This window comes from Pyrinomonadaceae bacterium (assembly GCA_036277115.1).
Classification (GTDB): domain Bacteria; phylum Acidobacteriota; class Blastocatellia; order Pyrinomonadales; family Pyrinomonadaceae; genus UBA11740.
The window spans coordinates 224,024-236,976 of record DASUNM010000027.1 but is presented as its reverse complement, the minus strand read 5'-3'; the positions used below and the strand labels follow the sequence as shown (position 1 = coordinate 236,976).

10 protein-coding genes are annotated in these 12,953 nt (G+C 56.3%); 3 read left to right on the top strand and 7 right to left on the bottom strand.

Annotated elements, in window-relative coordinates; translation table 11 throughout:
* Positions 1-34 precede the first annotated feature (34 nt).
* Positions 35-1,690, top strand: coding sequence for an HD domain-containing phosphohydrolase (locus tag VFX97_17455; GenBank protein HEX5704988.1), 1,656 nt, complete (start codon positions 35-37; stop codon positions 1,688-1,690).
* 54 nt (positions 1,691-1,744) lie between these two features.
* Here VFX97_17455 and VFX97_17450 read toward each other — a convergent pair whose 3' ends face one another.
* Complete coding sequence (locus VFX97_17450; GenBank protein ID HEX5704987.1) at positions 1,745-2,653, bottom strand: DUF5996 family protein; 909 nt, start codon at positions 2,651-2,653, stop codon at positions 1,745-1,747.
* 132 nt (positions 2,654-2,785) lie between these two features.
* On the opposite strand from VFX97_17450, the gene betB reads away from it, so the two are divergent.
* The gene (betB, locus tag VFX97_17445; GenBank protein ID HEX5704986.1) at positions 2,786-4,291 is read left to right on the top strand and encodes a betaine-aldehyde dehydrogenase; all 1,506 of its coding nucleotides are present in this window, start codon (positions 2,786-2,788) and stop codon (positions 4,289-4,291) included.
* Positions 4,292-4,363: 72 nt separating this feature from the next.
* Here betB and VFX97_17440 read toward each other — a convergent pair whose 3' ends face one another.
* Positions 4,364-7,144, bottom strand: a complete 2,781-nt coding sequence (locus VFX97_17440) for a TonB-dependent receptor (protein ID HEX5704985.1) — start codon at positions 7,142-7,144, stop codon at positions 4,364-4,366.
* 249 nt (positions 7,145-7,393) lie between these two features.
* On the opposite strand from VFX97_17440, the gene VFX97_17435 reads away from it, so the two are divergent.
* On the top strand, positions 7,394-8,569 hold the full coding sequence (locus VFX97_17435; protein HEX5704984.1) for an MFS transporter: 1,176 nt from the start codon (positions 7,394-7,396) through the stop codon (positions 8,567-8,569).
* 19 nt (positions 8,570-8,588) lie between these two features.
* Here VFX97_17435 and VFX97_17430 read toward each other — a convergent pair whose 3' ends face one another.
* From VFX97_17430 to VFX97_17410, 5 genes are all read right to left on the bottom strand, one after another.
* Positions 8,589-9,587, bottom strand: a complete 999-nt coding sequence (locus VFX97_17430) for a M56 family metallopeptidase (GenBank protein HEX5704983.1) — start codon at positions 9,585-9,587, stop codon at positions 8,589-8,591.
* Positions 9,587-10,024, bottom strand: coding sequence for a BlaI/MecI/CopY family transcriptional regulator (locus VFX97_17425; GenBank protein ID HEX5704982.1), 438 nt, complete (start codon positions 10,022-10,024; stop codon positions 9,587-9,589). The genes VFX97_17430 and VFX97_17425 overlap by 1 nt, the downstream gene beginning before the upstream one ends.
* Before the next feature lie 79 nt (positions 10,025-10,103).
* Complete coding sequence (locus tag VFX97_17420; protein HEX5704981.1) at positions 10,104-10,958, bottom strand: MqnA/MqnD/SBP family protein; 855 nt, start codon at positions 10,956-10,958, stop codon at positions 10,104-10,106.
* A 3-nt stretch (positions 10,959-10,961) separates the two neighbouring features.
* Positions 10,962-12,071, bottom strand: coding sequence for an aminofutalosine synthase MqnE (gene mqnE, locus VFX97_17415; protein HEX5704980.1), 1,110 nt, complete (start codon positions 12,069-12,071; stop codon positions 10,962-10,964).
* Positions 12,072-12,074: 3 nt separating this feature from the next.
* Positions 12,075-12,947: a UbiA-like polyprenyltransferase gene (locus VFX97_17410; GenBank protein ID HEX5704979.1), complete on the bottom strand. Its 873-nt coding sequence runs from the start codon at positions 12,945-12,947 to the stop codon at positions 12,075-12,077.
* Positions 12,948-12,953 lie beyond the last annotated feature (6 nt).

Here is a 12,953-nt window from a genome sequence, read left to right as displayed (position 1 = left end):
TTAGGGTATAGTTTGAACAGCTGGTGCATGGTACGTGAACTCTCCTCGAGAAAAGTCTTCCACCTACGTGTCGGTCATTGAAAGGATCGCGAGTGCGATCGGTGCTCGAGTCGGAGCGCGCTCCCATCTACATCTTCGTCGCGTGCAACTATACGCGACTGAACTAGCCGTTCTTAGTGGTCTCTCGCAGAAAGACATCGCTACGCTCTCGATGGCAGCCTTATTGCATGACATCGGAGAACTAGCAATTCCAGATCACATACTTAATAAGCCTGGCGCCCTTACGGTGGCAGAGTTCGAACGAGTAAAGACGCGAACAACAATTGCGCACCAAATTTTAGCGGGAGTTGACTTCTACGGACCGGTCTTACCGACGATTCTATATCATCATGAGCAATGGGACGGGCTCGGGTACCCCGAAGGATTAAAAGCTGAAGCCATTCCGGTGCTAGCTCGGATTTTGAGCGTTGCCGATATGTTTGACGCAGTCCAGCAAGACGCGCCGTTCCGAGCTAGAATGACGGCTAAAGAAGCCAGTGAACTTCTAGTGAGAATGTCTGGAAATGCGTTCGAGCCACGTCTTGTAGATCTGTTTCTCGACAATCTTTCAGGCTTACAGAGTAAATTGTATGTGCTCGGTCTCGCGTCACAGGACGAAAACTCCTCGACGTTGAACCCTTCTTGTTTTACGGCTATTAGCGAGGCGAACCGAGAAGCCTACACGCTATACGAAATTGCACGTGCCTTTGGATCGTCTTTGCAGGTCGATGACATAACGTCGAGGCTCATCTCAAAAATTGGCTCAATTCTACCCTTCGACACTTGTGTTGTTTATCTCTACGATGAATTCATGGCGCGTGCAGATGTTGCTAAGGTAGTTGGCCAAAATCGAACATTATTCGAAGGCAGATCCACCGCCATAGGGGAGGGTGTTACCGGTTTTGTACTTGAAAAGGGCCGAACAATTTGTCGGATTGATCCACAACTCGATTTCCGTGCCGAGGAAGCTGCTTATGCCTCAGGTTATCGGTCGATGCTTGCAACGCCGCTGTTTAAGAACGACCGACTTCTCGGAGCTGTTACGCTGTATTCAACTAGTACGCAACAGTATTCCGAGGACCAGATGCGAATCATAGAGGTAATCGCGCAGTTGGCCTCGAATGCGCTTGCGAATGCACGCGGTTGGTTTGAAGTAAACGCCGACCCGTTGGCCATGCCGATGCAAGATCGTAGACATTTTCAATCGTGTTTTATTAGTTACTCAAGTAAGGATGACGATTTTGCAGTAAAGCTACACTCGGCGCTGCGCAAACAAGGTGTCCGATGCTGGTTCGCGCCGGAAGACCTTAGGATTGGCGACCGCATTCGGACTCGTATTGATGAGTCGATTGGACATTACGACAAACTTCTGCTGGTCTTGTCTAAGAATTCGGTGTCCAGTCACTGGGTTGAAAAAGAAGTTGAAACAGCGATGCAGAACGAAAGAGAGCTAGATAAGACGATATTGTTTCCAGTACGGTTGGATGATGCGGTCTTCGCAATCAAAACGGGATGGCCAGCTGACGTGCAGCGGTCTCGCCATATTGGTGACTTTACGCATTGGGAAGAACGTGACCACTTCTCTAGAGCCTTTGTCCGGTTGATGCGCGACCTGCAAGCCAAAGGCATGGTAGAAACTCATGAAGGGTGAATGCAATGTAAAGGAAGACGCACGTGGCTTTGAACTGGGCAGTTGTTTCCTGCACTATCTCTCCAACGCTTTTCGATCCCACTTCGCCAAATCCGCCGCCGCTTCGTACGTGCTCTGACAAAAGTCCATCAAATCTTTTTCCGGTGAAGGGGATTGGCGAACAGCGTCGTAGGGCAGGAAGAATTCGTTCATCTCTTTCGAATAGAACGCCGCCGCGGGTTTCACTTTCACTTCGCCGAGGCCTGCGGGTTCGGGAGCACAGTAAGCATAGAACGCGGCCTGGTTGCCGTTGCCTCCGGGCCAGAAACCGTGGCTGATATTTTCGTGTGAGTAGCCTTCAGCGGTGATCTTGTCGGCGCCTTCGCGCGGCGGCGCGGGACGGCCGGAGAAGCGCGTGACGGCGTGATCGAAGCTGCCCCACCAGAAATGCACGGGACTGACTTTGCCGAGAAAGCGCGTGCGAAAATCCTTAAAGACCTCGTCCACGGAAACCAGCGCGTGCCAGAATCGATTCACGTACTCGGCGTCGTAAGACTTGTGAGTTTGATCCTGCTCGAACGGAATGGCTTCGCGAACGGCGGTTGAAGGTCCCGGAACTTCGACGGGCGTCGTCCAAATCTTAACGTCGATTCCGACTCCGCTTAACGCCGCCATCAATTCCTTATAAAAGTCAGCGACTGATTGAGGACGCAAATCCAAAGTTGCCGTGGCGCCGTCGTTACACTCAATCCACAACTTGTGATCGATGAAGTCGAACTCAATTTCGAAGATGCGATCACCGAGAGGCATCGGCGAAGTCGTCAGGCCTCGCGCGGACACGTACATCGGCACATTCCACCAGTGATTGACGAGGGGCGTGGTCTCCAGGCGAATCTTGCCGACAATTTGGGTCCACATGTGGACGGTGGCAAGGGTGTCTTGCCATTCTTCGAGAATGAGTTCGGGCCAGGTGTTATTGTTCATGAAGTGCAAAGATACGCCCGATGAAGCCGTCAGACAATGAGGTCAGTACCGTCCGCGGTAGCGGATGGGTTAGCGATTACCCACCTGCTACCGCAGGTGGTACTGATTTCACGACAATGCTAAATTCTATTCATGTCAACACCACAACCAGCGCAGAATGAACCACGGCGTCAACAGCTTTTCATTGACGGTCAATTTGTCGATTCCGAATCAGGGAAGACTTTCACGTCTCCGAATCCGGCGACGGGCGAGACGTTCGCCGAGGTTGCCGAAGCCGACAAAGCCGATGTCGATAAAGCCGTCGCCGCCGCGCGCAAGGCTTACGAAGGCAAATGGTCAAAGATGAGCGCGCGCGATCGCGGGCGGCTGCTTTATAAACTTTCGCAGTTGATCGAACGCGACACGGCGCAGCTCGCGGAACTGGAAACGCGCGACAACGGGAAGCCCATCAAGGAATCGACCTACATTGATTTGCCGGGCGTAGTCGAAAACTTTGAATACTTCGCTGGCTGGGCCACGAAGATTGAAGGCGAGACGATCCCTGTGCCCGGGCAGATGTTTAATTACACGCTGCGCGAGCCTCTCGGCGTGTGCGGCCAAATCATTCCGTGGAATTTTCCTCTGTTGATGGCGGCGTGGAAACTCGCGCCGGCATTAGCGGCGGGCAACACGGTGGTGTTGAAGCCGGCGGAGCAGACACCGGTGACCGCGCTCGAACTTGCGAAGCTGATTCAGGAAGCAGGCTTTCCCGAAGGCGTCGTCAACATCGTGACCGGTTACGGAGAGACGGCCGGCGCGGCGCTGGCTTCGCATCCGGGGATCGACAAAATCGCTTTCACCGGCTCGACGGAAGTCGGGAAAATAATTGCGCGAGCGGCAGCGGAAAACCTCACGAAGGTCTCGCTCGAACTCGGCGGCAAGGCGCCAAACGTCATTTTTGCTGACGCCGATCTCGACCAGGCGGTGAACGGCGCGATGATGGGAATCTTTTTCAATCAGGGCCAGGTGTGTTGCGCCGGCTCGCGCATCTTCGTCGAAGAAAAAGCGAAAGATGAATTTCTCAGCCGCTTCAAAGAGAAAGCCGAGAGAGTGAAAGTCGGCGATCCGATGGACAAAGCGACGGGGATGGGGCCGCAGGTTTCGGCAGATCAGTTAAGTCGGATCAAAGGTTACGTGGACATCGCGCGCGAGGAAGGCGCGACAGTGTTTAGCGGGGGCGGATCGCCGGAACTGGCCGAAGAGTTTAAGAACGGCTACTTCTTTCAACCCACAATCTTCAGCGAAGTCGATAATAAGATGCGCGTCGCGCAGGAAGAAATTTTCGGTCCGGTCTCAAGCGTCATCACTTTCAAAGATGACGACGAGCTGATTCAGAAAGCGAACGACACGATCTACGGGTTGTCGGCCGGAATCTGGACGCAGAACATTACGCGCGCGCATCGCTTCGCCAAAGCGATTAAGGCCGGTGTCGTCTGGATCAATACCTACAACATGATGAACGCTGCGTCACCGTTTGGCGGCTACAAGCAATCAGGCTATGGGCGCGAGATGGGCAAGGGCGCGCTGGATCTCTACACGCAGGTGAAGAGTGTCTGGGTTGATCTGTCAGGTAAGCCGATTGGTTGGTTTGGGAAGTAGAAGGGAGTGGCACAGACTTTAGTCTGTGATTTCATTCTTTGGATCACAGACTGAAGTCTGTGCCACTCCAAATCAAAACTTATAACGATACCGCACGGTCACTCCACGGCCGCCGCCGTCGATTCCCCAACTGATGCCGCGATAAGACTTGTCGAAGATGTTCTCGAAATCAACGAAGATCTCTGAGTGGTCCCCGAAGCGATACGCTCCTCGCAGTCCAAACAGCGCATAAGACTTAACTTCGGTGAAAAGCGGCACGAGCGTGTCATTGTTCACCACGGTCACGCCGTTGATGGTTGCGCCAATTGGCAGTACGCGATTCTGCACCTGGGCTTGTGTCTCGCCGGTGGAGATCAGAATGCCGCCCGCCGAACCGCAGCCGGTCGCTCCCGGTGTGGTGATGCCGCGCACACAGGCGCCGCGGCGGAAGAAGTTCTGAATCTGTGCGCGCGAACGCGCCGCACCGGTGCGCCGATCAGGAATATCCAAACTCGAAAGTCTGTCCTGCGTTCCCGCGATCGTTGAGTAACCTTCCACATAGAACCCGTTGTTACGTTGATATCGCAGACTCAGAAAACCCGTGGGCGCGGGCGTGCCGCCTTCGACATTCGGTGGCAGATTGTTGACGAGGCTCTTGGAGTGAATCGCCGTGAAGTTGCCATTGAGGCTGAATCGCCGGCTCAGCAGCGCTTGTCCGTTGACTTCGACGCCAGTGAATCGTGCATCGTCAAAATTGACCCTAACCACGACGGGGCCGGTCGCCGCGGCCACAAATACAAGTCCGTTCGCATTTTGCGCAACGATCTGTTCACTGCCGAGGAACGTTCCCACGGCGCCGGGAGGAAGCACGAGGGCTTGATCGAAATAGACGTTCTTTAGCTTGCTGGTGAACGCCGTGACTTCAAAGGCGCCCCGCTTGTGGCTGTAACGTAGACCGAAATCAAAACTATCGGTTGTCTCCGGACCTAAGCCCGTGACTGGAATTCCGGTTGACACGGCATCACCGCCCGCGGTCGTACCGATGAATCCACCGAGAGATGCCGCTGTGCCGGCATCCACTTCAAAACCAGTGCCCACCAGGCCGAGGATGCCGAGATCCGTTGTGTTCGGGGCGCGAAAACCGCGCGCGTATTTCAAGGCGAGATCGAAGCCACCGCCGAGTGTGACCACCGCGCCGATCCGGCCTGAGAAGGCGCTGAACCGCGCACTGTCATCAGGGAACAATGGTCGTCCCCCGACGACTGCGGCATTAGCAGCGCGAGATCTGTAGGATGCAACGTTGTAGCGGATCGCGCCGCTGAGGCGAAGCCGCTCAGGAATCGCCGTGAAAACATCCTGCGCAAACACGCCGTACGAAAGATATCTGGCGCCGTCCGGAATGCGTGGCCGCGAAGGAGTGAAGATCCGGGTGACCGGATCCAAAGTTACGCCCTTGGCGTTAATGTGATCTCGATAGACGTCGGCGCCGAAAAGAACTGTGTTGCGATCGCCAATTTGTTTGTCAACGAAGAAGTTGAATCCGAGCACCGTGGTGCGCTCAGGCTGAAAAGTGATCGCTCCGACCGGGTTGCCCTGCCCACCCTGATTGACACGTTCCTCGCGCTGGCTGTTGTAAGAGACGGTGAATGACGCGTTGTCGAAGAATCCTAAATCCTGCCGGACGAGACGGCCGTAGAAAAAGTCCGTCATCAGGTTCCGCAGGTCGGCGATCAGATTCCCATCGCCGCCGAGAAGTTGATCGTAGCGCTTGCCGGCGTCCTGTTGATTCCGCGCATAACTGAAAAGCAATTGCGTCTTATCACTGAGATTGAAGTTTGTACGCAGCAAGCTGCCGTATTGCGTGAAGCCCGTATCGGGCAAACGGCTTCCTAACAAACTCGAAGAGATGCCAAGAAAGCGAGTGAGGGCTGAATGTGAATCGATGCCATCACCCGGTCGCAGGCGATTCACCCGACGCGCGTTCACATTGAACAAAATCCCGAAATTGCGCGTGCCGTAGGTTAACAATTGATTGCCGCCGAAGCTGTTCGTGACGGACGAATAGAAGACGTTGGTGTTGCCGTGCCATTCGCTTTCGTTCGCGCCGTACCGTGGCGTGTGAGACAGGAAGTTGACGACGCCGCCGAGCACGTCCGAGCCATATTGCGAACTACTGGGGCCGCGCAATACTTCGACCGTGCCCAGGCTGGAAGGTTCGATTAAGCTAAAAAAAGTTCCGACGCCGCCCCGTTGCGCGCTGGTCGTGTAGCGCACGCCATCGACGTAAACGCCGACGTTGCGGCCGGTGAGTCCGCGGACAAACACCGCGCTGAGTGACGGCGCGGTGCGCTGCAGGTTCACGCCCGGCTCTTCATCAACGACCTGCGCGACAACTTCGGTGGCCCGTTGCAGAATCTCCTCCTCGTTCATGACGTTTACCGGTTGCGCGACGCTGCGCGCTTCAGCGACCAGTCCTGCTTCGGAAGTAACGGTGACTTGTTCACTGATCTGATTGACTTGCAGAAGGATGTCTATCGAAACGTTTTGTCCCGAAGTCAGTTCCACCGCGCGGCGGTGCGTGTTGAAGTCAGGTCGAGACACGACGATCACGTACACGCCGGACGGAATGCCATCGAATGTGAAACGGCCCTGCGCGTCAGTCTTTGCATCTTTCAAAACGACTTGCTGCGAGTTCGTCAGCGACACGTCGGCGTTTGGTACGGCGGCATCGAACGCATCCTTGACCGTGCCGGACATAGTTGCGGTGTTCTGCGCCCAAACCGTGTTCGACAACGCCAGGACAATCACGCCCGCCATTAATAACCAAGCGAGGCGCGACATCGTTGCCAGCCGTCGAACTTTGATCCAATCCATAGTTGCTCCGAAGCTGTTATCGAATGCTCGTAATGTTTCTATTGTCCCTTGATCAGTCTTGAGGAATACTTGAGACTGCTCAACGCTAGTTTTGACTGAGAGATAAGTGAATCCTTCAGCTTGGCAAGCGTACGCTCGACCGATAACTACTACTAGGGCTCGTGGACGACTGAGAGATCGAATGGATGAGGTTCGGTGACGTGAGAACCGTTTCACGGCACTGAGCGGGTCTGTGAAAAAACAAAACCGATGGCGGCGACCTCCAATCGTAAACACGCAATTAGGTTCATTGTCGCAATGGGCATTGTGAGCTTGTTCGCGGACATGACCTATGAAGGCGCGCACAGCATCATTGGGCCTTACCTGAAAGACCTCGGCGCGTCGGCGACACAAGTGGGACTTATCGCCGGGTTCGGGGAGTTGATCGCGGCGACGCTGCGTCTGGTTTCAGGCAAGCTTGCGGACAAAACGCGCGCGTACTGGACGATCACTTTCCTTGGTTACGCTATGAACCTGACGGTTGTGCCTGGGCTGGCGTTCGCGCAGAACTGGCAAGGCGCGGCATTGTTCGTGGTCGCCGAGCGCACGGGCAAAGGTCTGCGGGGGCCTTCGAAAGATGTGCTGTTGTCCGGGGCGACGAAAACCGTTGGCCACGGTTGGGGATTCGGCTTGCACGCGGCGATGGATCAAACGGGCGCAGTCCTGGGCCCGCTTTTCATGGCCGCGATCGTCGCGCGCGAAAATTCATTTGGACCGGCGTTTCTGTGGTTAGCCCTGCCGGGAGTAGTAGCGTTCACAACGTTGTTCGTCGCGCGCACCATGCGGCCGGAAGAGCCGGAGCCCCCGCCGGAGTTAACTCAAAAACGGCTGCCCGGTTTTTTCTGGGTCTACGTGGTTGCCGCGGGACTGCTGGCATGCGGCTTCGTTGATTTTGCGCTGCTGGCTTATCACTTTCAGAATGCGCAACTGGCAAGGCCGGCGGCGATTCCTTTGTACTACGCCGTGGCGATGGGTGTGGCCGGGTTGAGCGCGCTCGTCTTTGGGCGACTGTTCGATCGCTACGGCCTTCGCATACTCGCGGTGGCGATTGCGGTGGCCTTGTTCGCTCTGCCACTCGGTTTTCTGGGAGGACCGGTTGCCGTAGTGCTGAGCGCAGCCTGCTGGGCCACCGGTCTCGGGGCGCAGAATTCAATTCTTCGTTCGGGCATCGCGCAAGTCATTTCGATGAACAAACGCGGCACTGCTTACGGAGCTTTCAATGCCGTGTATGGGTTGCTGTGGTTTGCCGGCAGCGTCGTGATGGGAATTCTCTACGATTACTCGATCACCGCGCTGGTCGTGTTTGGAATTGCGGCGCAGTTAATTGCGGGCGTTATGTTCCTGATGCTACACGGGAAGATAACCGCCGCAGCCAAAGCTCAGTGAACTCAGCTTGGTTAGCTGATTAGAGATGAACGACGCGTTCGATCAGCTGATGCAGAGACGCGAGAACTTCAGAGTTAGTGTGATGAACCACGGCGATCGCCAAGGGCATCAAGAGCAACGCGAGGGGCAGTAAGCGCCGGTGACGCACAAAGGTTCGGGCACCCATTTCGTGGTTTGACGCGATCTCCAGAAGCCGCCTGACACGCGCTTTTATTCCCCGGTCTTCTTCGTTGCCGACCAGAAACGCTGCGACCGGGACGACCGCGCGCGATCCGTGCGGAACCATGCGCGCGACTTTCACCAGGGCCGCGGCCATATTAACGGCCGCCGACGAACTCGTCCGGGCCGCGTATTCGTCAGCCGCAGACTCAGCGGTCTCGGCCCATGCGCGGTCAAGCGATCGGCCGCAGGGAATCATCAGCAGCGCATCGCCACACGCGCGGAGCAACGAGCGTTTCAGGTTGTCGCGCGCACTGAGATGGGCGACCTCGTGCGCGATGGCTGAGTGAAGCTCATCCGCAGTGAGCGTGGTCAGGACTTGTTCGGTGACGAACAAACGAGGACGAAAGCTGCCGACGACGGCGAGCACAGGAAACGCGTGCGTGAGTTTGAAGGTTGGAATCGCAACCCCCGCGAGCGTGATCGGAGTGGCCGCGTTGAGCCACGCCTTCAATAGTCGCCGGGTCGCCAGCCACGAACGCACGCCGCGCGAAACCGCCAGCAGTACGCCAGTCGCCGAAAGAACGGCGAGCGTCGCCAATTTTCCAGAGACGACTTCATTTGTGCCGTACGGCTCGTGCAGCAGATACGCAGGAATTAGGAATCCCGCCACGAACATCATCGAAAGCAACAGCGGCGCGACGCGGAAAGCGAAAAGCAACTCGGCGCGCGTGCGGGCAGAGCAGCGCTGCAGTGGCGCTCTGAGCAGACGCCAGAGACCGGTGCCCGCAAACGAAGTCACTGCGTTCACGGTTAGTAACGCGGCCAATCCCAGGCTGATTCCCAGCAGTTCGTACATTACTCAGTTGTCAGCTGCCGTTTCTTTTCCTGCACCAATCTCTCCAACTCATCCAAAAGTTCGCGATCGCGTTCGCTGACGGCGTCGACGATGCAGGCGAGCACCGGCTGAATGCCTTCCGTGCCGTCGAACAGTCCTTCGATGACGTCCTCGCGAATTCCGGTTTCGAGTTGTTCGCGGCTCACGGCCGGCGAATAAAGAAACGCGCGCCCCAATTTTCGCCGCGCAAGCAGATGCTTTTTATAAAGACGATCGAGGGTCGTCATGATCGTCGTGTAGGCGACCTGGTCGCCGAAAGCGACACAGATGTCGCGCACGCTGACCTCGCCCCGCTGCCACGTCTCGTCGAGTACCTGACGCTCGAGCGGTCCGAGCGCGGCCAGGGCCATTTCGCTTGGCCGGCGAAATCCGCGCAAAAGAAATCGTGGAGCCTTCATGTGAGCGCGATTCTCCGAGGAGTTGGGCGCGATGTCAACCTGGGTACGCACGCGAGACGCGTGCGTACGGACGCGGTCTTTAGTCAGCGAACTGCACGTTCACTTCGTGTGGAATGATCCCGCGTTCATAGCCTTCGGTAAGCAGGCGGCGGACAGCTTCACGGCCGCGTTCGCCGTAGTCCAGCGTCAGGTCGTTTACCCACATCGCGACAAACCGATCGGCCAGCGCCGGATCCATGTCGCGGGCAAACTGCATCGCGTACTCCAGCGCGTCTTCGCGATGGTCGAGCGAGTACTGAATGCTTTCCTTGAGGAGGCTCGAAACTTCCCGAATGGTGTCCTGGCCCAGTTCTTTGCGAATTGCGTTGCCGCCCATCGGCAGCGGCAAACCGTCCGTGTATTCGTGCCACCATTCGCCCAGGTCGAGCACTTTGTGCAGACCGAGATTGTGATAGAAGAGCTGGCCTTCATGAATCAGCAACCCCGCGTCGCACTGGCCTTCAGTAACGGCGTCGATGATCTTATCGAAGGGCACTACTTCGTAATTGAAGTTCGGCGTGTGAATGCTGAGCGCGAGAAATGCGCTGGTCAGTTTGCCGGGCACGGCAATCGTCACGTTCGATAACTCTGAAACATCGAGTTCCGCGTTCGCGACCACGATCGGCCCATAGTTGTCGCCAATCGAAGCGCCATGCGGCAGCAGCGCATACTTGTCCGCGACATACGCGTAGGCATGAAAGCTAATCGCGGTGACATCGTAAGTTTCCGTGTGGGCCGCTTCATTCAGGGTCTGAATGTCTTTGAGCACGTGCTCGAATTCGAGATCGCCGGTTTCAATCTTATGGGTCGCGAGCCCGTAGAACATGAAGGCATCGTCCGAATCGGGCGAGTGCGCGAGGGTGATGGTTCGGGTTTCGGTTGCTGGTACTGTCATAAACTAAGCGATAACTGCGTGTTGAATTGGATTGTAAATAGTGTCGCGTTCGACCGCTTGAAAGCCGGCTTCTTCAATCAGTTGAACCAGTTCGGGCTTCGACATCTTCACTTCATTGTTAGCCTCGATGGAGTAGCTCTCCGTCAGCTCGCCGCCTTCAGTGATGGTGCCGTCGATGTCGTTTGCGCCAAAGTGTAAAGCGACTTGCGCGAGCCGCTTGCCGAGCATCACCCAGTACGCTTTGATATGCGCGAAGTTGTCGAGCATCAGTCGCGAGACGGCCATTGTCTTCAGCGAATCGATTCCCGAGGGGCCGGGTAGATGAGCAAGTTGTGTGTTCTCGGGATAGAACGCGAGTGGAATGAAACACTGAAAACCGCCCGATTTGTCCTGCTGCTCGCGCAGGCGAACCATGTGATCGACACGATCTTCAACGGATTCGATGTGACCATAAAGCATCGTCGCGTTGGTCTTCAGTCCGGCGCTGTGCACCGTGCCCGCCAGATCCAGCCAACGCTGCGCGTCGCACTTGTGCGAACAAATCATCGAGCGGGTTGGCTCGCGAAAAATCTCAGCGCCGCCGCCCGGACATGAATCAAGACCGGCATCCATCAACTGTTGAATCACGTCCCCGTCGCTCATCTTATAAAAGCGCGCGAAGTGATCCAGCTCAACCATCGTGAAAGCTTTCAGGTGCAGCTGCGGGTACTGCCTTTTCAACGCTGAAAGCAAATCGGTGAAGTAGCTGAACGGCAGCTTTGTGTTCAGGCCGCCGGTGATGTGCAGTTCTGTTGCGCCTTCGTTGACCGCCTGTCCCGCGACCTTTAGCGAATCGTCGATGTTGTGCGTGTAGGCGTCGGGCTGTCGTGGGGTGCGATAGAAGCCGCAGAACTTACAGTCCACGTAACAAATATTGGTCGGATTGAGGTGCCGGTTGACGTTGAAGTAGGTTGTCCGCCCATGCCTCTCCCGGCGCACGGTGTCGGCAGCTTTGCCCAGCGCGTTCAGATCGTCCGTGTTGAAGAGCGCCACGCCATCTTCGAACGTCAAGCGTTCTCCGGTTCGGACTTTCGCGCTGATCTCGTTTAGTTTGGGGTCGTGTGAAAAACTCATGGTCTAAATTCGAAGTAATAACGAACCGGCAAATGTGAGAAACAGGATCACACTTACAAAGGCATTCGTCGTAAAAAACGCGGCGTTGAGTTTGCTCAAATCGTCCGCCTGAACCAGCGTGTGCTGGTAAACCAGCAACATGCCCGTCACGGCCACGCCAATTATTGCGAGTACCCCCGGCAGGTTCGTTAGCAAGTATAGCGCAACGAGCGCCGCGAATGCTCCCACGTGCAGCGTTCGCGAAATCCACAGCGAACGAGCAATGCCAAAGCGAGCCGGAATCGAGTAAAGACCTTCACGCCGATCGAATTCAAAGTCCTGGCACGCGTACAGCACGTCGAAGCCCGCCGTCCAAAGCATCACGACCAGAGACAACAGGAGCGGAATGGGACTGTCGATCGCACCCCGCACGGCGATCCAGGCGCCGGTCGGGGCAATCGCCAGGCACCAGCCGAGGACGAGGTGAGAAAGCACCGTCCAACGCTTGGTGTATGAATAAAGCACGATGCTGGCGAGGGCGACCGGCGATAGCAACAACGTAAGTCGATTGAGCATCGCTGCGGCCAGGAAGAAGACCGCAGCACTGATGATGATGAATCCCCAAACGAATCCGGTTGAAAGGATTCCCGCGGGAATCGCGCGCGTCTTCGTGCGCGGGTTGCGCGCATCGTAATCTTTGTCGGCAATTCGATTGAAGGCCATCGCCGTCGAGCGCGCTCCGACCATGGCGACGATAATCCAAACAATTTGCCTGACTGAGGGAATCCCAACTGCGGCGAGCACCGCGCCCAGAAAAGCAAACGGCAGGGCAAACAGCGTGTGCTCGATCTTAATCATCTCGAGCGTGGTGCGGATGTTTTGCGTTAACGCCGGCATCAAACG